At 53.0% G+C, this 25,859-nt stretch carries 28 protein-coding genes, 3 tRNA genes and 1 pseudogene; 14 read left to right on the top strand and 18 right to left on the bottom strand.

The annotated features are described in order from the left end of the window. The first annotated feature begins 91 nt into the window (after window positions 1–91). The 3 genes from AC0TNG_RS07630 to AC0TNG_RS07620 are packed head-to-tail and all read left to right on the top strand — an operon-like array spanning window position 92 to window position 1,295. Window positions 92–583, top strand: coding sequence for an Hcp family type VI secretion system effector (locus tag AC0TNG_RS07630; protein WP_024909777.1), 492 nt, complete (start codon window positions 92–94; stop codon window positions 581–583). Then, the gene (locus AC0TNG_RS07625) at window positions 580–1,059 is read left to right on the top strand and encodes a DUF2778 domain-containing protein (protein ID WP_024909776.1); all 480 of its coding nucleotides are present in this window, start codon (window positions 580–582) and stop codon (window positions 1,057–1,059) included. The genes AC0TNG_RS07630 and AC0TNG_RS07625 overlap by 4 nt, the downstream gene beginning before the upstream one ends. Then, the gene (locus tag AC0TNG_RS07620) at window positions 1,056–1,295 is read left to right on the top strand and encodes a hypothetical protein (protein WP_024909775.1); all 240 of its coding nucleotides are present in this window, start codon (window positions 1,056–1,058) and stop codon (window positions 1,293–1,295) included. Before AC0TNG_RS07625 ends, AC0TNG_RS07620 begins: the two co-directional genes overlap by 4 nt. Before the next feature lie 118 nt (window positions 1,296–1,413). Here AC0TNG_RS07620 and AC0TNG_RS07615 read toward each other — a convergent pair whose 3' ends face one another. Continuing rightward, window positions 1,414–2,091, bottom strand: coding sequence for a DUF2076 domain-containing protein (locus AC0TNG_RS07615; protein ID WP_024909774.1), 678 nt, complete (start codon window positions 2,089–2,091; stop codon window positions 1,414–1,416). A 376-nt stretch (window positions 2,092–2,467) separates the two neighbouring features. Here AC0TNG_RS07615 and AC0TNG_RS07610 point away from each other — a divergent pair, with 376 nt between their 5' ends. After that, window positions 2,468–3,097: a hypothetical protein gene (locus tag AC0TNG_RS07610; RefSeq protein WP_473713379.1), complete on the top strand. Its 630-nt coding sequence runs from the start codon at window positions 2,468–2,470 to the stop codon at window positions 3,095–3,097. Between the two features lie 496 nt (window positions 3,098–3,593). On the opposite strand, the gene AC0TNG_RS07605 is transcribed toward AC0TNG_RS07610, so the two are convergent. The 6 genes from AC0TNG_RS07605 to uvrY all read right to left on the bottom strand — a co-directional run bounded on the left by AC0TNG_RS07605 (window position 3,594) and on the right by uvrY (window position 7,130). Further along, window positions 3,594–3,680, bottom strand: a tRNA-Leu gene (locus tag AC0TNG_RS07605). A gap of 11 nt (window positions 3,681–3,691) precedes the next feature. Further along, a tRNA-Cys gene (locus AC0TNG_RS07600) sits at window positions 3,692–3,765 on the bottom strand. Between the two features lie 46 nt (window positions 3,766–3,811). Next, window positions 3,812–3,887 (bottom strand) — tRNA-Gly (locus tag AC0TNG_RS07595). A 152-nt stretch (window positions 3,888–4,039) separates the two neighbouring features. After that, on the bottom strand, window positions 4,040–4,588 hold the full coding sequence (gene pgsA / locus AC0TNG_RS07590; protein WP_023336158.1) for a CDP-diacylglycerol--glycerol-3-phosphate 3-phosphatidyltransferase: 549 nt from the start codon (window positions 4,586–4,588) through the stop codon (window positions 4,040–4,042). Window positions 4,589–4,644: 56 nt separating this feature from the next. Beyond that, a complete protein-coding gene (uvrC, locus tag AC0TNG_RS07585; protein ID WP_473713378.1) occupies window positions 4,645–6,477 on the bottom strand; it encodes an excinuclease ABC subunit UvrC in 1,833 nt (610 codons plus the stop codon). Further along, window positions 6,474–7,130, bottom strand: coding sequence for a UvrY/SirA/GacA family response regulator transcription factor (gene uvrY, locus AC0TNG_RS07580; RefSeq protein WP_013096026.1), 657 nt, complete (start codon window positions 7,128–7,130; stop codon window positions 6,474–6,476). Before uvrY ends, uvrC begins: the two co-directional genes overlap by 4 nt. A gap of 373 nt (window positions 7,131–7,503) precedes the next feature. Between uvrY and AC0TNG_RS07575 the strand changes: the two are divergent. Continuing rightward, window positions 7,504–7,572 (top strand): annotated as a pseudogene (locus AC0TNG_RS07575) (hypothetical protein); the annotation flags it as partial. A gap of 25 nt (window positions 7,573–7,597) precedes the next feature. Continuing rightward, window positions 7,598–7,822: a DUF2594 family protein gene (locus tag AC0TNG_RS07570; RefSeq protein WP_008500345.1), complete on the top strand. Its 225-nt coding sequence runs from the start codon at window positions 7,598–7,600 to the stop codon at window positions 7,820–7,822. 66 nt (window positions 7,823–7,888) lie between these two features. On the opposite strand, the gene sdiA is transcribed toward AC0TNG_RS07570, so the two are convergent. The 9 genes from sdiA to AC0TNG_RS07525 form a co-directional block, all read right to left on the bottom strand. Then, window positions 7,889–8,611 carry a transcriptional regulator SdiA gene (gene sdiA, locus AC0TNG_RS07565; protein WP_417927563.1) on the bottom strand — a complete coding sequence of 241 codons (723 nt, stop codon included), beginning with the start codon at window positions 8,609–8,611 and terminating at the stop codon, window positions 7,889–7,891. Window positions 8,612–8,832: 221 nt separating this feature from the next. After that, window positions 8,833–9,585, bottom strand: coding sequence for an L-cystine ABC transporter ATP-binding protein TcyN (tcyN, locus tag AC0TNG_RS07560; protein WP_008500343.1), 753 nt, complete (start codon window positions 9,583–9,585; stop codon window positions 8,833–8,835). Beyond that, window positions 9,582–10,250 carry a cystine ABC transporter permease gene (gene tcyL, locus AC0TNG_RS07555; RefSeq protein WP_014884380.1) on the bottom strand — a complete coding sequence of 223 codons (669 nt, stop codon included), beginning with the start codon at window positions 10,248–10,250 and terminating at the stop codon, window positions 9,582–9,584. Before tcyL ends, tcyN begins: the two co-directional genes overlap by 4 nt. 21 nt (window positions 10,251–10,271) lie before the next feature. Beyond that, window positions 10,272–11,258: a D-cysteine desulfhydrase gene (gene dcyD / locus AC0TNG_RS07550; RefSeq protein WP_417927564.1), complete on the bottom strand. Its 987-nt coding sequence runs from the start codon at window positions 11,256–11,258 to the stop codon at window positions 10,272–10,274. Between the two features lie 106 nt (window positions 11,259–11,364). Next, complete coding sequence (tcyJ, locus tag AC0TNG_RS07545; RefSeq protein ID WP_023336163.1) at window positions 11,365–12,165, bottom strand: cystine ABC transporter substrate-binding protein; 801 nt, start codon at window positions 12,163–12,165, stop codon at window positions 11,365–11,367. A gap of 86 nt (window positions 12,166–12,251) precedes the next feature. Further along, entirely contained in the window at window positions 12,252–12,803 is a 552-nt protein-coding gene (fliZ, locus tag AC0TNG_RS07540; RefSeq protein WP_008500339.1) for a flagella biosynthesis regulatory protein FliZ, read from the bottom strand. 54 nt (window positions 12,804–12,857) lie between these two features. Beyond that, a complete protein-coding gene (locus AC0TNG_RS07535) occupies window positions 12,858–13,577 on the bottom strand; it encodes an RNA polymerase sigma factor FliA (RefSeq protein ID WP_014170714.1) in 720 nt (239 codons plus the stop codon). A gap of 129 nt (window positions 13,578–13,706) precedes the next feature. Next, on the bottom strand, window positions 13,707–14,912 hold the full coding sequence (gene fliB / locus AC0TNG_RS07530; RefSeq protein WP_032646306.1) for a flagellin lysine-N-methylase: 1,206 nt from the start codon (window positions 14,910–14,912) through the stop codon (window positions 13,707–13,709). 62 nt (window positions 14,913–14,974) lie between these two features. Further along, on the bottom strand, window positions 14,975–15,799 hold the full coding sequence (locus tag AC0TNG_RS07525) for a flagellin N-terminal helical domain-containing protein (protein ID WP_023312294.1): 825 nt from the start codon (window positions 15,797–15,799) through the stop codon (window positions 14,975–14,977). Between the two features lie 401 nt (window positions 15,800–16,200). Here AC0TNG_RS07525 and fliD point away from each other — a divergent pair, with 401 nt between their 5' ends. Genes fliD through amyA form a run of 4 tightly spaced genes read left to right on the top strand, consistent with a single transcriptional unit; the run spans window position 16,201 to window position 19,972 of the window. Then, window positions 16,201–17,625, top strand: a complete 1,425-nt coding sequence (gene fliD / locus AC0TNG_RS07520) for a flagellar filament capping protein FliD (protein ID WP_024909768.1) — start codon at window positions 16,201–16,203, stop codon at window positions 17,623–17,625. A gap of 21 nt (window positions 17,626–17,646) precedes the next feature. Then, window positions 17,647–18,051, top strand: coding sequence for a flagellar export chaperone FliS (fliS, locus tag AC0TNG_RS07515; protein WP_023312296.1), 405 nt, complete (start codon window positions 17,647–17,649; stop codon window positions 18,049–18,051). 6 nt (window positions 18,052–18,057) lie between these two features. Continuing rightward, entirely contained in the window at window positions 18,058–18,432 is a 375-nt protein-coding gene (gene fliT / locus AC0TNG_RS07510) for a flagella biosynthesis regulatory protein FliT (RefSeq protein WP_024909767.1), read from the top strand. A gap of 52 nt (window positions 18,433–18,484) precedes the next feature. Beyond that, a complete protein-coding gene (gene amyA, locus AC0TNG_RS07505; RefSeq protein WP_148769763.1) occupies window positions 18,485–19,972 on the top strand; it encodes an alpha-amylase in 1,488 nt (495 codons plus the stop codon). Between the two features lie 102 nt (window positions 19,973–20,074). Here the strand turns inward: amyA and yedD are convergent, their stop codons facing one another. Next, window positions 20,075–20,488: a lipoprotein YedD gene (yedD, locus tag AC0TNG_RS07500; RefSeq protein WP_024909765.1), complete on the bottom strand. Its 414-nt coding sequence runs from the start codon at window positions 20,486–20,488 to the stop codon at window positions 20,075–20,077. Between the two features lie 74 nt (window positions 20,489–20,562). Then, a complete protein-coding gene (gene fliE / locus AC0TNG_RS07495) occupies window positions 20,563–20,877 on the bottom strand; it encodes a flagellar hook-basal body complex protein FliE (protein ID WP_008500329.1) in 315 nt (104 codons plus the stop codon). 228 nt (window positions 20,878–21,105) lie between these two features. Here fliE and fliF point away from each other — a divergent pair, with 228 nt between their 5' ends. From fliF to fliI, 4 genes are read left to right on the top strand one after another with little or no spacing between them, the layout of a single operon-like run. Beyond that, complete coding sequence (fliF, locus tag AC0TNG_RS07490) at window positions 21,106–22,785, top strand: flagellar basal-body MS-ring/collar protein FliF (protein WP_024909764.1); 1,680 nt, start codon at window positions 21,106–21,108, stop codon at window positions 22,783–22,785. Continuing rightward, window positions 22,778–23,776, top strand: coding sequence for a flagellar motor switch protein FliG (gene fliG, locus AC0TNG_RS07485; RefSeq protein WP_023312301.1), 999 nt, complete (start codon window positions 22,778–22,780; stop codon window positions 23,774–23,776). Before fliF ends, fliG begins: the two co-directional genes overlap by 8 nt. Beyond that, entirely contained in the window at window positions 23,769–24,476 is a 708-nt protein-coding gene (gene fliH / locus AC0TNG_RS07480; RefSeq protein WP_024909763.1) for a flagellar assembly protein FliH, read from the top strand. Before fliG ends, fliH begins: the two co-directional genes overlap by 8 nt. Continuing rightward, window positions 24,476–25,846 carry a flagellar protein export ATPase FliI gene (gene fliI / locus AC0TNG_RS07475; protein WP_008500325.1) on the top strand — a complete coding sequence of 457 codons (1,371 nt, stop codon included), beginning with the start codon at window positions 24,476–24,478 and terminating at the stop codon, window positions 25,844–25,846. The genes fliH and fliI overlap by 1 nt, the downstream gene beginning before the upstream one ends. Window positions 25,847–25,859: the final 13 nt, after the last annotated feature.

The raw sequence follows: 25,859 nt of genomic DNA, 5'->3' as shown, positions 1-25,859 counted from the left end.
GTATAGCACGCAATGCCTTGAGAAGGCCTGGGTTTGTTGATTTATTAGTCTCTGACAATAACGTCAAACTCACTGAAAAGGAGCGTTCAGAATGGCTATACCCGCATATTTATGGCTCAAAGATGACGGAGGTGCGAATATCACAGGTTCTGTAGATGTTCAGCACCGTGAAGGTAGCATTGAGGTTTTATCGTTTGGCCATGGTTTACACATTCCAACCGATGGCAATACGGGGAAACTAACCGGTACCCGCGTCCACTCCCCACTAACAATCGAAAAAGAGTTTGATTCATCCTCGCCTTACCTTTACCGGGCTGTAGCAACTGGCCAGACCCTAAAGTCAGCTGAAATCAAATGGTACCGTATCAACGATGCAGGGCAGGAAGTTGAGTATTTCAACATGCTTTTAGAAAATGTGAAAATCGTAGGGATCACGCCTGTAATGCATAACGTAAAAAATCCCTCAATGGAAAAACACAATCACCTTGAGGCGATAGAACTGCGTTATGAGAAAATCACATGGAAGCACTGCGACGGGAATATCCAGTTTACTGACGGCTGGAATATTCGGGTTACAGCATGATTATTGCTCGCTATGCATTGAATGGCTTACCGTCATCTATTCTTACCGTTCCGGGGGTAGGAAACTTTCCGGCATTCTCAGGCCAACTCTATGGCAGAAACAATCCGACTATGGCAAGCAAACCAGAAATCGGGCCGATCCCGCCTGGACGTTACTTCATCGTGAACCGACAGAGCGGAGGCAGGCTCGGAGGACTAAGTGATTTTGCCCTGAAAAATATTTATGGTACCGATCGCTCAAAATGGTTTGCCTTATACAAAGATGACTGGCAGATAGATGATCAAGTATTTGTTGAAGGTGTCCGGCGTGGCCATTTCCGCCTCCATCCTATAGGGCCAAGAGGGTTAAGCGAAGGCTGTATAACCCTTCTTCATCTGAGTGACTTTGATTACTTGTTCGAAGCTCTTATGAAAACAACTATGATGCCAGTACCTTGCACGAGCTTTAAAGCTTACGGGACAATAACAGTAGCATGAGGACTTTTATAGAAATCACCTTAAGCCTTGCAATCGGTCTTATCAGTTTTCTTTTATACACGCGCTGGCTTTTTATTTTGATACCTGCCGAATGGGCTTATGCCGTGATGAATCATTTCGGCACATACGGGATAGAAGCACTGGAGGATACGTTAGTCGATATCGCCTCTTTGTTTGGATTGCTTCCGGCAGTACTTACAGGTTTGTTAGTAAGAAAAGCAGTAAAAAGAATGTGACTTATGAGTCTTCAGGCTTAGCCTCGAAGGCTTTTTTGACTCGGAAACGCAAAACCCCGAAAGTTGGATACCCAACTTTCGGGGTTCACTTCATTTCTGTGGTTTCCCGATAACGTCGTTAAATAAAACTGTCGTCGTCATTGCTGTAGTCGTCATCTACATCGTCGTTCTGCCAGATGTCGTTATTACTGCCGAACGGATCGTTCTGGTTGAGGAAACGGGTGTCAGAGACGTTATTAACGTCGCCGTATTGATTACCGACCAACGGTTCACCACCGACAGGCATTGTCGGTTCTTCGATAATGTTCACGATCTCTTCCGGCCGCGACTGATGGAACATGCTGGTAAGCATCTCGGCCAGCGCGATGCCACCGGCCACGCCAGCGGCTGTCTGGAGCGCGCCAGCCATAAAACCGCCGCCGCGAGTAGCCGGCGCTGGCGCCCGTGAGTAATCCTGCGCCGGTGGCTGTTGCGGCTGGGCATTCCAGCTGTTGTCAGGCTGCGGGTTACTTTTCCCACCACCAAACAGGCCGCCGAGGAAACTGCCGCCCGTCGAGGGTTTGCTTTTTTGCGCGGCTAATTCGCTTTCAAGCTCCTGAACGCGGGCCTGCAGGCGTTTCAGGGCCGCTTCCTGAATCAAAATCGATTGCGCCATATAGTAGGGGGCCGCAGGCTGCTGCCTGACGAATTCAGCGATCTGACGCTCTGCATCTGCGTCCCGCTGGCTGTTTTGTTGTCCGGCCTGTTTCAGACGCTCGAAAAGGCCGTTGATAAGCTGCTGTTCTTCATATTGCATGACAATAACCTTCCGCTCTCCAGGGTGGATACCCACCAGTTTATCAGCGGCGGAAATCTGTGTCTGGGGAGTGAAATGTTTGTTTAAGATTGGTTGCAGGTTTGCTGAAAATCACCCTGCTTTCCGTGCTTGATATTAGAGAGTTAGGCTTAACGTTCTGGTATGGCAGAAAATTCTCGGGCACAGCACGATCGTGATGATGATGAGATACGATCACTTCGCGCTAAGCCAGAGGCACAAAAAAACCACCTTTCGGTGGTTTCACGACACTGCTTATTGCTTTGATTATTCTTTGTTTCCCATGGTAGCCGGAGTGGGACTTGAACCCACACAGCGCAAACGCCGAGGGATTTTAAAACTATAAGGAAGGTTAGAAATGGACAGCGCGAAATCCTGGCTGAAGAGTCTGGATGCTGGCGATTCCGGCTTCCAGGTTTCTGTAGCGCAGGGAATGCTCTATTTTCCGGTTAGCATGTATTACCTCGGTTATGACTTCATAGACACGGCTCATCGCCATGCTAATTTTGATGGTCGTGTGAGGATGGCGAACATGTTCAAACGAGGAATATCGGTTACTCAGGAAACTCAAAAAATAGTTAACGCTGTTATCAGAGAGTTCATGTCAAAAGTTAACATGGATAATATTCAGGGGATTGCAAAAAATTTTACCGGCGTAATGGTTGGTAAATTCATATTCGCGGAGCTAACCGGAGTAAAACTAGATGCTGCCGTATCGTCACGCATTATGACCTCGTTCGCCCCTGGCGTGGTCATCGGAAGCGCTCTCACGATTGGCGCAGAAACATCGAGAGCTATCTATACGGCTAGAAAGCTTGAAAACCAGAACCCTGTACTCTACTACCGACTTAAGAGTATGGGTGATTTAGATCTTCTGTATTTTCTTGTTGAAGAAAAATTGAAACCTTTTCTTGACGCATGCAGCGTAGCAGATGTAGACAAGCATGAATTTAACGAAGTATGTAAATACTTTTTTGGTGGGTTATGAACACTCAGGACATTATCAAGTTAATAGCATCCCGAATTTTGCGCGGGTTGGGAATGGGAATTGCTTCTGCGGGCCTATTGTCCTGTATTTATTTCTTTTCATTTTCAAAAGACGAATCCCGTTTTATCTGGGGTGCAGCGTCTGGTGCTCTCATTGTCCTTGGTTACTTTATATACCGAATTGCGATACTCAAGGTTTTTGACGAACGTTGAAGACCTCAATTGCTCATACTCCATCAAAAAGCCCACCGATTGGTGGGCCTGGCGTTAGAGGGTCAGGCTTAACTGCTTCCTACCATAATGAGATGACGGAAAAGCATCGGATGGGATGAAATCAGCTGGTAACTTATCGCGTGGTGCGCGTTTGGTTGATGATCGCGGGGCAGTAATGCCCTCTTCTTGTGTCGAAGATGAATGGTGAAAAATAGACAATAAAAAACCACCTTTCGGTGGTTTATACGACACTGCTTATCATTGATTTTATTCTACTTTTCCCATGGTAGCCGGAGTGGGACTTGAACCCACACAGCGCGAACGCCGAGGGATTTTAAATCCCTTGTGTCTACCGATTCCACCATCCGGCCAGGGAAGAAAGTGGAGGCGCGTTCCGGAGTCGAACCGGACTAGACGGATTTGCAATCCGCTACATAACCGCTTTGCTAACGCGCCGTTAAATCTTTAAAGCTGACACCCGCTACTGCGCATGTCTTTAATCTGGAGCGGGAAACGAGACTCGAACTCGCGACCCCGACCTTGGCAAGGTCGTGCTCTACCAACTGAGCTATTCCCGCATGTCATCAAGTAATTGTCTAACCACTTGATTTCATTATCGTCCGGCTGACTGTGCCGCCGTTCGATGCGTTGCATTCTACTGATATGACGTTATGAGTCAACGTTATTTTTTACATCCCCGGATCGTTTGCTGAAATTTACGGCGAAACGATCACTGATCAAGCAAATCCCCGCGCGCAGCGTTCAAATATTGCAGCATAGACCACAGGGTCAGCACTGCCGCGACCCACAGGAGGCCAATACCCGCCCACTCAACCCAGGCGTTCGGACGCCAGAGCATCCAGACCAGCGCCGCCATCTGCGCCGTCGTTTTGACTTTACCAATCCACGAGACCGCTACGCTGCTGCGTTTCCCCAGCTCCGCCATCCACTCGCGCAGTGCAGAAATGATGATCTCACGGCCGATCATGGTTGCCGCAGGCAGCGTCACCCACCAGGTATGATAGTGCTCGGCCACCAGCACCATGGCGATAGCGACCATCACTTTGTCCGCCACCGGATCGAGGAAGGCACCGAAACGGGTGCTTTGATTCCAGCGGCGCGCCAGATAGCCATCAAACCAGTCTGTTACCGCTGCGATCAGGAAGAGCAATGCGCAGGCAAAAGGTGCCCAGACAACCGGCAGGTAAAACGCCAGCACAAAGAACGGGATGAGTACAACACGAAAAAGAGTGAGCAACGTAGGGATATTATATTGCATAGTGACGGTAACTATTTGTTGTCAGTAAAATTTAGCTCTATGTTGCTACAGAGCCCTCAATGTTTCAACGAGTAGTAGATCTTTTCTGCCAGCCCTTGCGAAATACCCGGCACTTTTGCAATTTCCTCCATGCTGGCGTTGAGTAATCCTTGCAATCCGCCCATATACTTCAGCAGCATCTGACGACGTTTTGGCCCCACGCCTTCGATCGTCTCCAGTGAACTGGTGTTTTTCACCTTCGCCCGTTTTTTGCGGTGACCGCTGATGGCGTGATCGTGCGATTCATCGCGAATATGCTGGATGACGTGCAGCGCCGGGGAGTCCGGTGGCAGACTGAAGCCCTCACCTTCCGGCTCGAAGAACAATGTCTCCAGCCCGGCCTTACGATCGGCCCCTTTTGCGACACCCAGCAGCAGCGGATGGTTTTTATCCCAGCTGACATCAAGCGACTCAAATACTGCTTTCGCCTGGCCGAGCTGCCCTTTCCCGCCGTCAATCAGGATCACATCCGGGATTTTGCTCTCCTCTATGGCTTTACCATAGCGACGACGCAGCACCTGATTCATCGCCGCATAGTCATCACCCGGCGTGATCCCGGTGATGTTATAGCGGCGATACTCGGCGCGCAGCGGACCGTTAGCATCAAACACCACGCAGGACGCTACCGTCTGTTCCCCCATCGTATGACTGATGTCGAAACACTCCACCCGTTTCACTTCCGGAAGCTTCAGCAGCGCCGCCAGGGCCGTTAAACGCTGGTGCACCGTCGACTGCTGCGACAGCTTAGTGGTGAGTGCCGTCGCCGCGTTGGTTCGCGCCAGCTTGAGATAACGCGCACGATCGCCGCGCGGTTTGGTTTGAACATTCACCCGGCGGCCCGCCAGTTCAGAGAGCGAATCAGCCAGCAGGGTTTTATCATCAAGATTAAAATCAAGCAGGATCTCAGAAGGCAACGTGCGCATCTGGCTCCCCTGCAGATAGAACTGGCCGACAAAGGTTTCCACCACTTCACCCAGCTCGGTACCGCCAGGGACCTTCGGAAAATAGCTGCGGCTGCCGAGCACTTTGCCCTGGCGTATGAACAGCACATGCACGCAGGCCATCCCGGCGTCAAAGGCGACGCCGATGACATCAAGATCGTCACCGGTATTTGAGACAAACTGTTTCTCCGTGACTCTGCGCACCGCCTGAATCTGGTCGCGGATACGCGCGGCCTCTTCGAACTCCAGAGCAGCGCTGGCTTTTTCCATCCGCGCGATCAGCTGCGTTAAGACCTGATCGTCTTTACCGGCCAGGAACAGGCGCACGTACTCCACCTGCTGGGCATACTCTTCTTCACTCACCAGTCCGGCCACGCACGGTCCCAGGCAGCGGCCAATCTGGTACTGCAGGCACGGGCGCGAGCGGTTACGGTAAACGCTGTTTTCACACTGGCGGATCGGGAAGATTTTTTGCAGCAGCGCCAGCGTTTCACGCACGGCATAACCGTTAGGGAACGGCCCGAAATATTCACCCTTCGCATGTTTTGCCCCGCGATGCATGGCGAGGCGAGGATGGGTGTCGCCGCTTAGAAAGATAAACGGGTAGGATTTATCGTCCCGCAACAGGACGTTATAGCGCGGCTGGTAGAGCTTAATATAGTTGTGCTCAAGCAGCAGCGCTTCTGTCTCTGTATGCGTGACGGTAACATCAATATTCTGAATGAGTGAGACCAGCGCTTCGGTCTTACGGGAGGCCAGATTGCTGCGAAAATAGCTGGAGAGACGTTTTTTAAGATCTTTAGCCTTCCCCACATAGATAACCGTACCGCCAGCGTCATACATGCGATAGACGCCAGGCTGGCTGGTTACGGTTTTCAGAAATGCTTTTGAATCGAACACATCACTCACTGACTTAACAACGTCTCCGCATTACACAAACCATGTCGGATGGCCAGATGCGTCAGTTCGACGTCACCATGAATGTTCAGTTTACTGAACATCCGATAACGATAGCTGTTTACCGTTTTCGGGCTGAGATTCAGCTGTTCCGAGATCTCATTCACCTTCTGACCTTTGGTGATCATCAGCATAATCTGCAATTCACGCTCGGACAAACTGGCAAACGGTGATTCGGTTTTCTCGGGCTCAATCTGACTCAGCGCCATCTGCTGAGCGATGTCGGACGCAATATAACGCTGTCCGGCAAACACGGAACGGATAGCATTGACGACTTCCTGCGGTGCAGCACCTTTACTCAGGTAACCCGCGGCCCCCGCCTGCATCACTTTCGCGGGCAGTGGATTTTCGGTATGCACGGTCAGCATGATGACTTTGGTGTCTACAAAGGTACGCGCGATTTTGCGTGTTGCCTCAAGACCACCGATACCGGGCATGTTCATATCCATCAGCACCACATCGGCGGAGTTAGTACGGCACCATTTTACCGCATCTTCACCACAGCATGCCTCACCGGCAACTTTAATACCTTTAATATCTTCAAGAATGCGTCGTATCCCTGCGCGCACCAGTTCGTGGTCATCAACAAGAAGGACGTTGATCAAAGGAAATGTCTCCAGAATAGGGATAACGCTACTGAGTGATAATTTGGTTTATATTAACGGTTTTCCTGACAAGATTAAAACGTTAAAAAACCGGCTATTCGATTTTGCTCTCGTTTTTGGAAATTAGCCTGTACAGGCGGTGGAAAGAGAGGCCGTGTTTTTAGGGCTCTTGCGGCTTTTTTTAATCATCTGTATTCAAAAAGTTACAAAAAACTTGCAGGCTTTCCCTGCAAAAAAAACAGATCTCAAATTTTTGTAACAATAATTAACGGCAAGCGAGCCGGGCATAAGCAATTAATAGCCTGTAACAGCGCTTCAGTTTACCGGTACGTTCTGTTTACGCAATTAAACATCCACGTAAAAGTACGAAAAACAACCGCTGCATTTTTTGCTTCAGCTTGTGGTATACTCCGCCGCCTTGACTTTCGTCGTCGCGCTTTAGCGCCGTTTAATAATGAGGAAAATAAATGAGCACACCTGAATTTGCCACTGCGGAGAATAACCAGGAACTGGCACAGGAAGTAAACTGCCTGAAAGCACTGCTGACGCTGATGCTGCAGGCGATGGGCCAGGCTGATGCCGGTCGTGTGATCATTAAAATGGAAAAACAAATCGCGGAGATGGAAGACCAGGCTGAATCAGCGGTATTTGCTAACACCGTTAAACAAATCAAGCAAGCGTACCGCCAGTAACAAAAAACGGCTGGATGCAGTGCATTCAGCCGTTCGCTCGTCTGTCACGCAGAACGTTTTACGGAGTCAGATCAGTCCCGTTGCCGCCGCGTAGCATGCGATCTGGGTCTTATTGGGCGCGTTAAATTTCTTCTGCATATTCTTCTGATGGAAGTTAACGGTATTCTCTGAGATCGAGAGAATGATCGCTATTTCCGCTGACGTCTTCCCTTCCGCAGTCCATTTCAGAATTTCACGTTCGCGCTTGCTGAATTTCATTTCGGGTGGCATGACCATCTCATGGTCAAAACGCATCAGAGAGGTTAAGGCCATTTGCACCAGCATTTGCAACCGCAGTTCTATTTCCTCATGGGATAATGGCCCTTCCTGTACACGTGTACGAGAAACAGAGAGGAAGCCGAGCGCATGATTCGGCAGCATCAGGCACTGCGTTATTCCCGCGCGTAAACCGTGGTCCTGGGCGCAATGCCATAATTCCTGCGCCTCAGCGAATAATGCGTCTGTCCAGGGGAGATGTCCCTGAATGAAATTCTCCGCTTTTAAAACCGGATCGATCGCGAAATAGTTCGCGGATTGATATTGCGCCATCCACAGCTTGGGGTAAGTGGTTTGCAGGGAGATCTTAGGGCGGGTAAATGGCACGGGATGGCGCACGCAGAGCGCGTAATAATCGAATTCCAGCGCCTGAGTTTGTCGCTCCAGCTCCTGATATACCTCGGCGGCACAGGTCAACTCCTGAAACCGGAGGGAGCAATCCCGTCGCCAGGTGAAAAAGTCTAAATCCTTCATACTTACTAAATGAAGCCTCTGAACAGATAATCATTATTATGGTGAATATAAGCTAACACAGAAAACTTTTTTCTAACCACAAAATATCGGCAATAGCACAATTAACTTTACTATCGATAAGGTTTATCCGAGCCGGATGGAATAAAAAAACAGAGGCTTCCACAAAGAGGGAGAATAATTTGCTCCAGGGTAATTTTCTGGAGCAAATGCGTGCAAAAATGCTACTGCATAAGGAATTTTTCAAGGAACTGACGGGTTCGCGGCTGTTGAGGGTTGGCGAATAAGCTTTTCGCCGGCCCCTGCTCCACAATCCGCCCCTGATCCATGAAGATGGCTCTGTCAGCAACATCGCGGGCAAAGCTCATCTCATGCGTCACGATCACCATCGTCCGTTTTTCCTGCGCCAGCTGGCGAATGGTGTTCAGCACCTCACCCACCAGTTCCGGATCGAGCGCTGAGGTCGGTTCATCAAACAGGATCACGTCCGGGCGCATCGCCAGCGCGCGCGCTATCGCCACGCGCTGCTGTTGCCCTCCCGACAGACGCCGCGGATAGCTGGTCTCTTTCCCCGCCAGCCCGACTTTGGCCAGCAGCTCGCGAGCGCGCGCCGTCGCTTCCTCTTTAGGCTCACCTTTAACGATAACCGGCCCTTCAATAATGTTCTCCAGCACCGTACGGTGCGGGAAGAGGTTGAAGTTCTGGAAAACGAAGCCGACATGCTGGCGCAGACGGCGAATCAACCCTTTCTGCTGGCTGATAGATTTCCCGGTATCAATCGTTATCTCCCCGACCCGAATGGTACCGCCTTCCGGCTGTTCAAGCAGGTTAATGCTGCGCAGCAGCGTGGTTTTCCCTGAGCCGCTCGGCCCAATGATTGCCACCACTTCGCCCTGCTCGACTTCAAGATCGATCCCGTGGAGCACCGTTTGACCGTGGAATTTTTTCACCAGGTTTTTGACGTCGATAGCACTCATTTTGGATCACGCTCCTGGCGATTAAGCTGGTTTTCGAAATAGTTTTGCAGGGCAGACAGCACCGTCGCCATCACCCAGTAAATCAGCGAGGCAGCCAGATACATGGTAAAAACTTCAAGCGTACGGGAGGTGATGAGCTGTGCCTGACGGAACAGCTCCGGTACCTGAATCGTTGCCGCCAGGGAAGTATCTTTCACCAGACTGATGAAGCTGTTGCTCAGCGGTGGAAGCGCCACGCGCGCCGCCTGCGGCAGAATGGCCCGGCGAAGCGTCTGCCATGGCGTCATCCCGATACTGGCCGCCGCTTCCCACTGGCCTTTGTCAATGGAGGAGATGGCCGCACGCAGGGTTTCAGAGGTATACGCCGCAGTATTGAGCGACAGACCAATCATCGCTGCGGGAATCGGATCCAGCTCGATACCAAACTGCGGTAAGCCATAGTAGATCATAAAGAGCTGGGCGATAAGCGGCGTACCGCGAAAGACGGAGATATAAAAACGCGCCAGCCAGCGCACCGGCAGGATGGGTGACATGCGCATTAAGGCCAGCACAAATCCCAGTACCAGCCCGAAGAACATCCCGCCGATACTGAGCTGCAACGTAAATACCGCACCTTTCAGCAGATACGGCAGAGAATCAATAACCAGTTGAATACTTTCTTGCATTATTATTTTTCGACCTGACTTTTAGACATGAGGATGGTAGGCAAACAGCGCAGGCGCCCCGCCTGTATGGACAAATAAAATCGGTCCTTCATCCTTAAAGCGTTTCTGCGCAATGCCATCAATCAGTCCGGCCATCGCTTTGCCGGTATACACCGGATCAAGCAGTATTCCCTCGAGGCGGGCCAGCAGTTTCACCGCTTCCATGCCCTCTTCGTTCGGCGTGCCGTAACCCGGCGCAAAATAGTCATCCCAGAGCAGAATATCGGCCTTTGCCTTCAGCTCCAGCTGCGCGGCGACCGCCTGCTGTAAAGTGACCACTTTTGGCTTCTGATCCGCGACGCTGCGGGACACCGTCACGCCAATCAGCTCGACGTCCGGCAGCAGTTGCTCCAGCCCTACCGCCAGCCCGGCATGCGTGCCTGCACTGCCGGACGCGACAACCACGGAGGAGAGGCCCACCGCACCCTCGCACTGTTGGGCAATTTCCAGCGCACTTTCCACATACCCCAGCGCGCCAAGCGCATTCGAACCGCCAACAGGGATAACGTAGGGGCGGAAACCCTGCGCTTCCAGACGCGTCGCCAGCTCATCAAGCTGGGCGGTCGGGTCGGTCAACGCCTCCACCATTTCGACCTGTACATTAAACAGGTCCAGCAGCAGACGGTTACCGTTGGTGAGATAGTTTTCTGCCCGCGTGCCAATCGGGTTTTCCAGCAATGCCACGCAATGGAGTCCGAGCTTTGCCGCCACTGCCGCCGTCTGACGAACGTGGTTGGACTGGATAGCCCCGGCAGTGATGAGCGTATCCGCGCCCTCGCGCAGGGCGTCCGCCGCCAGAAACTCCAGCTTACGCAGCTTATTGCCCCCCATCGCCATCGGCGCCACGTCATCACGCTTAATAAAAATATCGCGCCCTAAATAATCAGAAAATCGCGGCAGGTACTCCAGCGGCGTCGGCGCGCCGATAAACTCCAGGCGAGGAAAGCGCGTTAAATTCTGTAGTGACATGGGTTCTCCGGTAACTCTGACAAAATGTGATATTTTTCATTATGCACGCAGACGCGAAAGAAATAAAAAAGGCGCTTTTAAAAGCGCCTTTTTTTACGTCAGAAACTTATTTCGTGACGTCTGCACCGAACCACTTCTCGGAGAGCGCTTTCAGGCTTCCGTCTTTTTGCATGTCAGCAATCGCGGAATCAATCGCTTTGACCAGGTCTTCGTTACCTTTACGCACGGCCACGCCTGATTCCTGACGAGAGAACGCATCACCCGCTACCGCCAGGGTGTTGTTGGTTTTCTTCACCAGATCCAGCGCTGCCAGGCGGTCAACCAGAATGGCGTCGATACGGCCCACGCGCAGATCCTGGTATTTCGTCGGGTCATCATCATAGGTGCGGATATCCACGCCCTGCACGTTCTGGCGCAGCCACTCTTCGTAGTTAGTCCCCAGACCAACACCGACTTTCTTCCCTTTCAGGTCTGCGGCAGTTTTAATCCCGCCTTCGTTGCCTTTCTTCACCAGCGCCTGAATACCGGACACGGTGTACGGCGTAGAGAAGTCATACTTCTTCTTACGCTCGTCAGAAATGGTCACCTGATTAATCACCACATCAATACGTTTGGAATCCAGCGACGCCAGCATACCGTCCCATTTGGTCGGTTTCAGTGACGCTTTAACACCGAGGTGCTTCGCCAGCTCTTCAGCAAACTCCACTTCGAAACCGGTCAGCTTACCGTCATCGCCCTGGAAGCTGAACGGAGGATAGGTTCCTTCCAGCCCGACCAGCAGCGTACCGCGCTCTTTTACTTTATTCAGCAGGTTTTCTGCGGCGAACGTTTTCACGCTCATGCCTGCAACCAGCGCAACGGCCATAACACCCATCAGCGCCTGACGACCCAGAAGTGCAAATTTCATAAATACCCCGATATAGTGGAATTTTTACGTAGTGTAGAGAAATCGCCTGTAACGTCAAAGGCGACTGCGCTACATCTTATTCTTTTTTAATATATATCAGAAGTTGTTCCGGCGTGGGCTTTCTGCTTTATGGCACCCGGCATTTGTACCTTGTATTGCGCATACTTGCGCAGCGCAATTCGGTAGTTATTGGTGCTGGTCGCAGGCAGCCACGGCTCCAGATTTTCATCCAGATAACCGGTTTTCAGCAGATCGCGAGAAATATTGTTTACGGTCAGATGTTGCCCAAGGCGACGCAGGCGAACCACATATTCGCGAACGGTGCCGTGGCTCATTTCCGTTTGTTCAAACAGGAATTGCTTGAAGCCGATGATGTCGAAGAAGTCGCTTTGCTCTTTGCAGTGGAGATCCCCACAGAAACGGCAAAGCGCCACCCACTCTTTTTGCTCTTCGAGCCATGCTGCTTCGTCCATCAACGTGTCGAGACGCGAAATCGCAATCTTATTGACGATTTCGCCCCGGCGAACCAGCGTGATACGATCGAGTAACTTGTTACAGTGGGCGCAATGCGTCTGGCTGTGTTTAAAGTCTTTCAGGTAGCGGCTTAAAGGCCGTCTTTTAGATTGCTGCACCGTCATGATAACTCCTGGTTGTCAATACGTTGTGCGGCATTTTTCAGGTGAATCAATCACCTATAACTTACCCAGCTTAGTTCGTAAGCGTTTAATGGCCTGGCTGTGCAGCTGGCTCACCCGCGACTCTCCCACCTCCAGAACAGCGCCAATCTCTTTGAGGTTAAGCTCTTCCTGGTAATAAAGGGTCAATACCAGCTGTTCGCGTTCAGGCAGAGCTTCAATAGCCTCCATGACGCGCTGGCGTAAATTCCCTTCCATTAAATGGTGTAACGGGTTTTCTTGCTGGTGCTCATCCGTCACCAGCTCGATGCTATCGCCATGCTCTTCGCGCCACTCGTCATAAGAGAAGAGTTGGCTATTATTGGTATCGAGCAACATCTGACGATACTCTTCAACAGCAATGCCAAGACGTTCCGCCACTTCGGTTTCCGTTGCGTTACGTCCCAGTTCCTGTTCCAGCTGCCCCATCGCATGCGCCACTTCGCGCGCGTTGCGGCGAACACTGCGCGGCACCCAGTCGCGGCTGCGCAGCTCGTCCAGCATCGCACCACGAATACGCTGAACTGCGTAAGTCGTAAATGCCGTTCCTTGCAGAGCGTCGTATCGGTCAACTGCATTCAATAACCCGATACCGCCCGCCTGTAGCAGATCGTCGAGTTCCACGCTCGCCGGCAAGCGCACCTGGAGGCGCAATGCTTCGTGACGCACCAGCGGGACATAACGCTGCCACAGCGAGTGTTTATCCATTACACCTTCAGCGGTATAGAGTGAATTCACGATAAACAGCCCTGCGTTAGTTGAGTTATCGGCATGATTATCCGATTCTGCAGGGCGTTCAATTGGATGAAAAAGGGGGATAAAATGAGGTTATTCTGAGGTTGCCCACAACAGGGGCAACTTTTCTGCCTAAATTAACAGTTGTAACAATGAAAGATCGTCGCCCAGCTTGACGCTATCTATATGTTGATGAAAGAGCTTTCCCGCTTCCTGATTATGCTGGCTAAGGGAGTGGAAGCTGTAAATAACATCAATAATATTATCTTGTTCAATTTTTCCCGCCACGAGAGCCTGACCGGCAAGTAACGTTTTCAGGAAATAGAACTCCGCAACGATTAAATAAAGATTATTCAACATGCTGCGGCCATTGTTCTGTGGGAAGCCCTGCTCCCAGAGTTTGTATTTAAAAAAGTTCTTAAATAAATGGTCATTGGTCGCCAGGTAACTGCCCGCCACATCGCGCCAGACGGACTCGATGTTCTCCATGACCTTCTCTGCCGGTACGGCATCACCGACAGATTCGAACTGTTGATAAAGCTGAGTAAAATAGCGGTTTAATACCGCGCCGCCGCGAGCGGTCGCTTTCTTCGTAAAGTAGCTCTGGATAAGCGAAATTAACGCGAATTTCAGGCTGTAGTTCTGATTAAACCCGCCCAGTTCCGTTTTGATTTTACCGCTCACCAGTTCGTTAACCAGCGAGAAATAAACCGTTTCAAGCGTGCCGATATTCTCTTCGAGATTCTCGAGCTTTTCAGCCACCATGAGGAATTTCACCACGGCGTAAACCTGCTCTTCAACGCAGACCGCTTCAACGCTGAAAAGGTTTTGGCAGAAGAGATTGATGACCTTTGCTTTTAAATCAATCATTGGCGCAGTATTGACGTCCTGCTGGACAATGACAGATTCCATCATCGACATAGACTCCCGATCGTTCAACAGAAGTCGGGTCACTTCCGGACACGAGAGGTTCAGCGATTTTTCGATTTCATTTTTATAGACCCGGTTTGTCCGTGGAAACGACGAACAGGTTGGGCTTAACGCCTGCGCGCCCATGGCGCTATGAATAGAACAGAGTTTTTCAGTATCCATAAACGGGCAGTTTTTACTTTCCGTATGGAAAATCACTTCGCCCCAGTTGCCATACTGTTTTTTGGTAACTTTTATCGCCGTTTTCGCCGTATGACGAATGGCGGCATTTTTGCTGTTCAGGTAACGGTTAACGGAGGATTTATCAAACGCGATGGTCCAGCCCTGACAACAATGTTCACGGCATTCCCCACCGACACATGAAAAATCTGCGACCAGCTTTGGTTGAGTGACACTGATTTGTTTCACAGGCGGATTCTCAAATAGCAGAGATAAAAAAACCCCGCCGAAGCGGGGTTTCACGCGTAATATTAACGCAGCAGAGACAGAACGGTCTGTGGAACCTGGTTTGCCTGAGACAGAACAGAAGTACCAGCCTGCTGCAGGATCTGCGCGCGGGACATGTTGGAAACTTCAGTTGCGTAGTCAGCGTCCTGGATACGGGACTGAGCAGCAGACAGGTTGTTAGAGGTGTTGTTCAGGTTGTTGATTGCAGAAGTGAAGCGGTTCTGCACAGCACCCAGACCAGAACGTGCTTTATCAACGGTAGCGATAGCTTTGTCGATGGTGTTCAGGTCAGTAGCGGTCATTGCTTTCAGGTCGATAGCGTTCACGCCCAGAGTAGTAGAGTCAGCTTTAGCGCCGCTCAGATCCAGGTTGATGGTGTCGCCGTCGTTAACGCCAACCTGAATTTTAACCACACCAGCAGTACCTGCAGTGCCGTCCAGCAGTTTGATGCCGTTGAAGTCAGTTTTGCCCGCAACACGGTCGATTTCAGCCAGACGAGCGGTAACTTCATCCTGCAGAGAAGCCAGGTCAGATGCGCTGTTGGTGCCGTTGCTTGCCTGAACAGCCAGTTCACGAACACGCTGCAAGTTGTTGTTGATTTCGTTCAGAGAACCTTCAGCAGTCTGCGCCATGGAGATACCGTCGTTGGCGTTACGTGCAGCCTGGGTCATCCCTTTGATCTGAGCGGTCATGCGGTTTGCAATCGCCTGGCCAGCAGCATCGTCTTTCGCGCTGTTAATACGCAGACCGGAAGACAGACGCTCGATAGCAGTGCCCAGAGAAGACTGAGATTTGTTCAGGTTGTTCTGAGTGGTCAGGGACAACAGGTTAGTATTGATAACTGCCATAATTTTGTTTCCTTCAAAAATTGGGTTTTAGGTCCGGTGCCTAACACTCACAGCGTCTCTCACCGTCAACAAGGTTATCGACGGGTCCCCAAAAGACTTTAGAATCAATTTTGAAAAAATTACAAGCCGATGATTATTAATGATTTTATTTTTAAAAAATCAATTAAGGTCCGTCAGAGGCTTATTATTTACGCTTTTTAAATGCACAAAGAGATGACAAAAAAGGCACACACTTATTCGTGTTTTCAATGCAGTGATAATGACCCTAAAGTGCAATCCTTTCATTTACCCCGCCAGGACGCGTCTATTCTTTGGATTATTTTTTTCTCGCCATCGTAAACTTTTACCTTGAGAGGCCGATAAGAGTCCTGAACTACTTTCGTATTTTAAGGAAAATATGCATGGCTACTATCAGTAACCTCGGGATAGGTTCTGCAGGACTCGGGGATTTATATAATCAGTTGGAAGCGGCAGAGAAAACCAAGCTGACGACGATTACTTCCCAGCAATCAACGTATAACGCACAGCTAAGTGCTTACGGCAAGCTGCAGAGCGCCATGACATCGCTGCAGACTGCGACCGCTGCACTGGGTAAAGCAACCACCTGGAACTCAACGTCCGTTAGCAGCACCAACACGGCCTTTACTGCCACCACAACGGCTGACGCGTCCGTGGGTTCCTTTGTTGTCAACGTCAACCAGGTTGCGAAAGCACAGGCACTCACTACCGGCTCCTATGCTAACAACACGGATCTGCTCGGCGATACGACAGGTACAACGCGTAAAATCACCATCACCCAGCCGGGTACCACAACGCCTTTAGAGGTCACCCTGGCAGATGGCGATACGTCTCTGGCCGGGATCGCGAGCGCCATTAATAAAGCGAACGGCAACGTCACCGCCAGCGTCATTAAAGCGAAAGACGGTGATTACCGCCTGATGCTGTCGTCAAAAACCACCGGTACCGATGGTGCGATGACGGTAAGCGTTACCGGCGACGCCAAGCTGCAAAGCGCCATTGGCTACGATTCAACCACCAAAACGGGCGCGCTGACGGTGAATACCGCCGCACAGAACGCGATTGTGGTGGTGAACAACATCTCGATCGAGCGCCAGTCAAATACCATTACCGATGCGCTGCCTGGGGTCACCTTCAGCGTGAAAGCGCAAAGCACGGCAGACGAAACCCTTGAGGTTTCACGCGCAACGGATGCGAACCAGAAGGCGATCACGGACTGGGTCACAGCGTATAACTCGCTGCAGTCCACCATTAACAGCCTGACGAAATATGTGCCAGTCGATGCAGGCTCCGGCAGCCAGTCTACCAGCAACGGCGCGCTGGTCGGTGATGCGAACGTGCGTGGGGTTCAGTCTCAGCTGCGCGGCCTGCTGACCGAAGTGCAGACCGGCTCCATTCAGATCATGGCCCAGTTGGGGATTACCCAGGACCCGGTGAAAGGCGCGGACGGTACCGTCGGTAACCTGAAAGTCGACACCGATAAGCTGAAAAAAGCGCTGACCGACAACCCGAACGCCGTACAGCAGTATTTTGTCGGTGACGGAAAGAAAACCGGTATGGCGACCCAGATGAACAACACGCTGACCACCATGCTCAGCACCAGTACCGGCAGCGCCGGGGTGATCCAGAACGCGAAAGACGGGATCAACAAAACGCTGAAAACGCTGGGCGAACGTTACGATGCCATGGATGCTCAAATTGAAGCCACCATGGCACGTTACAAAACCCAGTTCACCAGTCTGGACGTATTAGTCACCAAAATGACCAGTACAGCCAACTACCTGACCCAACAGTTCTCACAAAAGTAGTCGTAGCCTTCAGGAGTGGATATGTATAAGACCTCTGGTGTTCAATCCTATCAGCAGATAGGAGTCGAAAGCGCAGTCATGAATGCCAGTCCACACCAGCTGATTGTCATGTTGTTCGACGGGGCGCATAGCGCCCTTGTTCGCGCGCGTTTGTTCATGGAAGCCGGACAAATTCGCGAAAAAGGCGAAGCCTTATCCAAAGCCATCAACATCATCGACAACGGTTTAAAAGCAGGACTGAACATGGAGGTTGAGAGCGAGTTGTCCGGTAACCTTGCCTCCTTGTACGAATATATGGTTCGACGTTTGTTGCTGGCGAATGTCAGTAATGACGTAGACGCAATTGTTGAAGTCGAGGGTTTATTAAACAACATTGCGGATGCGTGGAAGCAAATCGGCCCCAATGCGTCCTCTATATCAGGATAATTTTTGATGAATAATCCCAGCGCAGCGCTTAGCCACTGGCAGGCGCTACATGCTCAGAGCATTGCTATGCTAAATCTCGCACATTCTGGTCAATGGGATGCGCTTATCGAGCAGGAAATGCATTACGTACAACTGGTGGAAAAGATTTCGCAAACGCCCATCATGTCATGCCCTCCGGCTCAGGTTGAGCAAGCGCGTGCGCTGCTGGAAATGATCCTTGAAAATGAGAATGCGCTAAAGGCACTGTTGAAAGTCCGCATGGACGAATTGCGCAGTCTGATTGATCAAACCGGTAAACAGCAATCCATCACTTCTACCTATGGAAAGCTGTCAGGGAATATTCTTTATCCAGAAAGTTTTACCCGCGACACACAACTATGATTTCTTCATCCATACTCCAGAAGTCTGCCAACCGGCTTCTGGAGCAAGGATGATGAAAAACCCCACCCTGTTACAATGTTTTCACTGGTATTACCCTGCTGGCGGTGAATTGTGGCGAGAGGTCACGGCGTTAGCTCCCAATCTTAACGAAATCGGCATCAACATGATCTGGCTGCCGCCCGCCTACAAAGGTGCGTCCGGCGGGTATTCTGTCGGCTATGACTCTTACGACCTGTTCGATCTCGGCGAGTTTGACCAGAAAGGCAGTATTGCCACGAAATACGGCGACAAAGCGCAGCTGCTGGAGGCCATTAACGCCCTCAAAAGCAACGACATTGCCGTGCTGCTGGACGTGGTGGTCAACCACAAAATGGGTGCAGATGAGAAGGAATCTGTCCGCGTTCAGCGCGTAAACGAACAGGACCGCACGCAAATCGATGACGAGATCATTGAGTGCGAAGCCTGGACTCGCTACACCTTCCCCGCCCGCGCCGGGCAGTATTCACAGTTCATCTGGGATTACAAATGCTTCAGCGGCGTCGACCACATTGAAAACCCTGATGAAGACGGCATCTTTAAAATCGTCAACGACTACACCGGCGAAGGCTGGAACGATCAGGTTGATGATGAGATGGGTAACTTCGATTACCTGATGGGCGAAAATATCGACTTTCGCAATCATGCCGTGACCGAGGAGATCAAATACTGGGCCCGCTGGGTCATGGAACAGACGCGCTGCGACGGTTTTCGTCTGGACGCCGTTAAGCATATTCCCGCCTGGTTTTACAAAGAGTGGATTGAGCACGTCCAGGAGGTCGCCGACCAGCCGCTGTTTATCGTGGCGGAATACTGGTCCCACGAGGTGGATAAACTTCAGGCCTATATTGACCAGGTCGAAGGCAAAACCATGCTGTTTGATGCCCCCCTGCAGATGAAATTTCACGAGGCGTCACGTCAGGGCCGGGATTACGACATGAGCCAAATCTTCACCGGTACCCTGGTGGAAGCCGATCCATTTCATGCGGTCACCCTCGTCGCGAACCATGACACCCAGCCTCTGCAGGCGCTCGAAGCGCCGGTCGAAGCCTGGTTTAAACCGCTGGCGTATGCGCTGATCCTGCTGCGGGAAAATGGCGTGCCAAGCGTCTTTTATCCGGACCTCTTCGGCGCCAGCTATGACGACACGGGAGGAGACGGTGAAACGTACCATATTGATATGCCGGTCATTGAGCAGCTTCACGAGCTGATCCTCGCGCGTCAGCGTTTTGCCCACGGCGTGCAGACGCTGTTTTTCGACCATCCTAACTGCATTGCCTTCAGCCGCAGCGGCACGGATGACGATCCCGGCTGCGTGGTGGTGATGTCAAACGGGGACGATGGTGAAAAAGTGATTTGTCTTGGGGAAAACTACGGCAACAAAACGTGGCGGGATTTTCTCGGCAATCGCGAAGAAACCATCACTACGGCGGCGGATGGCGAAGGCACTTTTACCTGCAAAGGCGGAAGCGTGAGCGTGTGGGTAATAGAGGATGCGCTGTAGAACGGGAAACGTGCGGCCTGATGCCCTCACCCCGTCCCTCTCCCACAGGGAGAGGGCGCAAACACCAAAAACGGCAACGAGGTTGCCGTTTTGCGTTTACCTTTAGGGCAGTTTACTCGCCAGCGGATTCTTGCTCAGGTAATCGGCACACTCAACCGTTGGACGATCGACCTTCTGCAGCTCCAGCCCGTCGTACTCAAGCGTCAAGCCATCGCGCTCCAGCGGATAGATATCGAGCTTACGCGTCACGTTGTAATAACTGTCTGAACGCAGCATGATTTTACCCGGCACGGCAATCACGCGCTGCCACTGACGGCAGTCCAGCGTATCGCCCTCCTCCGTCACCACCAGCGTGGCAATCGCATTCGGGCTGACCATGTTGCTCTGCGGCCCTTTCGACTGCCAGTACCCCGCCAGATGCGCCGGGACAGGATGCTTAATCACGTCGTTATAGTTATCGACCTGAACGCACCCGGTCAGTGCCAGCAGTGCGCCAGCAATTGCTATTTTTTTCATCATCTTTCCTGCATTCGAAGAAAAAAATATTGTGGCATTAAAGCGCTGCGGCTGCCAGCGAAGATCGCCAGGTCTTAAACCTGCATCCCCATGACCTCTTGATAGGCCGACACCAGCTTGTTACGCACCTGGATCCCCATCTGCAGGGAAACCGAGGCTTTTTGCAAATCGGTCATCACATCATTCAGTGCCACGCCCGGCTCACCGAGGGTGAACTTTTCTGCCTGAGTGCGCGCTGCAGTCTGGGTATCACTGATACGGTCAAGAGCGGCATGCAGTTGCCCTGCGAAGCTGATGCTCGGCTGCTGATCTGCCACATTCTGATTACGGGCCGTCATCGCCGTTGCCTGCAACTGACTGATTACCCCTTCAATGCCCTGTATAGCCATGACTTTCCCCTGGATGGTTTTTTACGCGGTCAAGACTAACAGCTTGTCAATAAGATAATGGCGGTAAATAGCATGAAAAAACCAGGTTATTTGACCCATAGAAAATCACGAATCATCAAATAATGGCAGGGCCATCAATATGGAACTTTTGTCGTGTTTGCCGACCCGGGAGTCAGTTTTGTTTCTCTACACGAATAACGTAAACCACCAGGATTTAAGAGGTGCGCAATGAGTGCAACAGCATCGACAGCGCCGCAGAATAAATCACTCGAGTGGATGAACCGCCTTCGCGCGAATCCTAAAATCCCGTTGATCGTGGCAGGCGCTGCCGCAATTGCGATCCTTGTAGCGATGGTCCTGTGGGCGAAAAGCCCTGATTACCGGACGCTCTACAGTAACCTTTCCGATCAGGATGGCGGCGCCATCGTCACCCAGCTTACCCAGATGAACATCCCTTATCGATTTGCCGATAATGGCGGTGCGCTTGAGGTACCGGCAGATAAGGTGCACGAACTGCGTCTGCGTCTGGCTCAGCAGGGGCTGCCGAAGGGCGGTGCGGTTGGCTTTGAGCTGCTGGATCAGGAAAAATTCGGTATCAGCCAGTTCAGCGAGCAGGTGAACTACCAGCGAGCGCTGGAAGGTGAACTGGCCCGCACCATTGAAACATTAGGCCCGGTGAAGAGTGCCCGCGTGCACCTGGCGATGCCTAAACCTTCTTTATTTGTCCGTGAACAGAAATCACCTTCGGCTTCCGTTACCGTGAACCTCGAACCTGGCCGCGCGCTGGACGAAGGGCAAATCAGCGCGGTGACGCATCTCGTCTCCAGCGCCGTCGCCGGTCTGCCGCCGGGTAACGTAACGTTGGTTGACCAAAGCGGTCACCTGCTGACGCAATCCAACACCGCCGGTCGCGATCTCAATGACGCGCAGCTGAAATATGCCGCCGATGTCGAAAGCCGTCTCCAGCGTCGTATTGAAGCGATCCTCGGCCCGGTTGTGGGTAACAGCAACGTGCACGCGCAGGTTACCGCGCAGATCGACTTCGCGAATAAAGAACAAACTGAAGAACAATACAGCCCGAACGGCGATGCGGCTCAGGCGGTCATGCGTTCACGCCAGATCAATTCGAACGAGCAGGTCGGCGGTGCATACCCAGGCGGCGTGCCGGGTGCGTTGTCTAACCAGCCGGCCCCGGCTAACGCGGCGCCGATCTCTACGCCGCCGGCCAATCAGCAGAACGGTCAGCAAAATAATCAGCAGACCACCTCAACGGCCAGTAACGCCGGTCCGCGTACCAGCAGTCGTAACGAAACCACGAACTATGAAGTGGACCGGACGATTCGCCACACTAAACTGAACGTGGGCGATATTCAGCGTCTTTCCGTTGCGGTAGTGGTGAACTACAAAACGCTGGCGGATGGCAAACCGTTGCCGCTGACCGCCGAGCAGATGAAGCAGATTGAAAACCTGACCCGTGAAGCGATGGGTTACTCCGAGAAGCGCGGCGATACCCTCAACGTGGTGAACTCACCGTTCAACTCGGTTGAAGAGACCGGCGGTGAACTGCCGTTCTGGCAACAGCAGGCGTTTATCGACCAGCTGATGTCCGCAGGCCGCTGGCTGCTGGTGCTGATTGTCGCGTGGCTGCTGTGGCGTAAGGGCGTTCGTCCGCAGCTCCAGCGCCGCGCTGAAGCCGAAAAAGCGGCTCGCGAGCAGATGAATGCGCGTCAGGAAACGGAAGAAGCGGTTGAAGTGCGTCTCAGCAAAGATGAACAGATGCAGCAGCGTCGTGCTAACCAGCGCATGGGCGCTGAGGTCATGAGCCAGCGCATTCGCGAAATGTCAGATAACGATCCGCGCGTCGTGGCGCTGGTCATTCGCCAGTGGATGGGTAACGAACATGAGTAATACGCTTACGGGCACCGATAAAAGCGTCATCCTGCTGATGACCATTGGCGAAGATCGCGCGGCAGAGGTGTTTAAACACCTCTCCCAGCGAGAAGTGCAAATTCTCAGTGCGGCCATGGCCAACGTGCGTCAGATCTCCAACAAGCAGCTGACTGAAGTGCTGGCAGAGTTTGAACAGGAAGCCGAACAGTTTGCCGCGCTGAACATCAACGCCAACGACTACCTCCGTTCCGTGCTGGTCAAGGCGCTGGGCGAAGAGCGTGCCTCCAGCCTGCTGGAAGACATTCTGGAAACCCGCGATACCGCCAGCGGTATCGAAACGCTCAACTTTATGGAACCACAGAGTGCTGCCGACCTTATTCGCGACGAGCACCCGCAGATTATCGCCACCATCCTTGTCCACCTTAAACGTGGTCAGGCGGCCGATATTCTGGCGCTGTTCGAAGAGCGCCTGCGTCACGACGTTATGCTGCGTATCGCCACCTTCGGCGGCGTCCAGCCTGCCGCGCTGGCGGAGCTGACCGAGGTGCTGAACAACCTGCTCGACGGCCAGAACCTCAAGCGCAGCAAAATGGGCGGCGTGAGAACAGCGGCGGAAATCATCAACCTGATGAAAACGCAGCAGGAAGAGGCCGTCATTACGGCGGTTCGCGAATTCGACGGCGAGCTGGCACAGAAAATCATCGACGAGATGTTCCTGTTCGAAAACCTCGTCGAAGTGGACGACCGCAGCATCCAGCGCCTGCTCCAGGAAGTGGATTCCGAGTCGCTGCTTATTGCCCTCAAAGGTGCCGAGCAGCCGCTGCGCGAGAAATTCCTGCGCAACATGTCTCAGCGTGCGGCCGATATCCTGCGCGACGATCTTGCCAACCGCGGCCCGGTTCGTCTGTCTCAGGTGGAAAACGAACAGAAAGCCATTCTGCTTATTGTTCGTCGTCTGGCGGAAACCGGCGAGATGGTGATTGGCAGCGGAGACGACACCTATGTCTAATGAGCTGCCGTGGAAGCGCTGGACGCCGGACGATCTGGCTCCTCCCCTCTCCGAGTTCACGCCAGCCGCGATCCCGACCGAGGAGCTTGACCCGGACGTCGAGCAGCCCGAGCTGAGCGAAGAAGAGCAGCAAGCACAGATGCTGGCTCAGCTGCAAATGCAGGCGCACGAGCAGGGCTACAATGCCGGTCTGAACGAAGGCCGGCAGAAAGGCCACGAGCTGGGGTACCAGGAAGGTCTGTCGAAAGGGTTAGAGCACGGTATCGATCAGGCGCGCCAGCAGCAGGCGCCGATCCATGCCCGCATGCAGCAGCTGGTCAGCGAGTTTCAGCACACGCTGGACGCGCTGGACAGCGTGATTGCCTCGCGACTGATGCAGATGGCGCTGGAAGCCGCGCGTCAGGTGATCGGCCAGACGCCCGTGGTGGATAACACGGCGCTTATCAAACAAATTCAGGGTCTGCTTCAGCAGGAGCCGCTGTTCAGCGGGAAGCCGCAGCTGCGCGTCCATCCGGACGATCTGCAGCGCGTGGAAGAGAGCCTGGGGGCGACGCTAAACCTGCACGGCTGGCGCCTGCGCGGTGACCCGTCGTTACATCACGGCGGCTGCAAAGTCTCTGCCGACGAAGGCGATCTGGATGCCAGCGTCGCCACCCGCTGGCAGGAACTGTGCCGCCTGGCGGCACCGGGAGTCGTCTGATGACCGCACGCCTCACCCGCTGGCTCACCACGCTCGACAACTTTGAGACTAAGATGGCGCAACTGCCATCTGTTCGTCGTTATGGGCGACTGACGCGCGCCACCGGTCTGGTACTAGAGGCCACCGGCCTGCAGCTGCCGCTGGGCGCGACCTGCGTGATCGAGCGTCAGGACGGTCTGGAAACGCGTGAAGTGGAAAGCGAAGTGGTCGGGTTCAACGGCCAGCGCCTGTTCCTGATGCCGCTTGAAGAGGTGGAAGGCATTCTGCCCGGCGCGCGCGTGTATGCCAAAAACACGTCTGGCGACGGGCTGCAAAGCGGGAAGCAGCTGCCGCTTGGCCCTGCCCTGCTGGGCCGCGTGCTGGACGGCAGCGGGAAGCCGCTCGACGGACTGCCCTCCCCGGACACCACCGAAACCGGCGCGCTGATCACCCAACCGTTTAACCCTCTGCAGCGAACCCCTATCGAGCATGTGCTCGACACCGGCGTGCGCCCGATTAACGCCCTGCTGACCGTGGGACGCGGGCAACGTATGGGCCTGTTCGCCGGGTCAGGCGTGGGTAAATCCGTCCTGCTCGGCATGATGGCGCGCTACACGCAGGCTGATGTGATCGTTGTAGGTCTGATTGGCGAACGTGGTCGTGAAGTAAAAGACTTTATTGAAAACATTCTGGGAGCGGAAGGCCGCGCCCGCTCGGTGGTCATCGCCGCGCCGGCGGACGTGTCGCCGCTGTTGCGTATGCAGGGTGCCGCGTATGCCACCCGTATTGCCGAAGATTTCCGCGACCGCGGAAAGCACGTGCTGCTGATCATGGATTCCCTGACCCGCTACGCGATGGCGCAGCGTGAAATCGCGCTGGCCATCGGTGAGCCACCGGCGACCAAAGGCTACCCACCTTCGGTCTTCGCCAAACTCCCTGCCCTCGTTGAGCGCGCGGGGAACGGCATCAGCGGCGGCGGCTCGATCACCGCGTTCTATACGGTACTGACCGAAGGCGATGACCAGCAGGACCCGATTGCCGACTCCGCGCGCGCGATCCTTGACGGTCATATTGTGCTGTCGCGTCGTCTGGCCGAAGCCGGACACTATCCGGCCATTGATATTGAAGCCTCTATCAGCCGCGCAATGACGGCGCTGATAACCGAGAAGCACTACGCCCGCGTGCGTAACTTTAAACAACTCCTCTCCAGCTTCCAGCGCAACCGCGATCTGGTCAGCGTGGGGGCGTATGCCAAAGGCAGCGACCCGATGCTCGACAAAGCGATTACCCTGTGGCCGCAGCTGGAGGCATTTTTGCAACAAGGCATTTTTGAACGCGCCGACTGGGAAGATTCAATTCAGGCACTGGAGCTGATTTTCCCGCAGGTGTAACACAGGTGGAGGG

It is taken from the genome of Enterobacter sp. PL_is514 (assembly GCF_055816715.1).
Note: the sequence above shows the minus strand (reverse complement) of the source record. Positions and strands in the feature narration are given on the sequence as shown.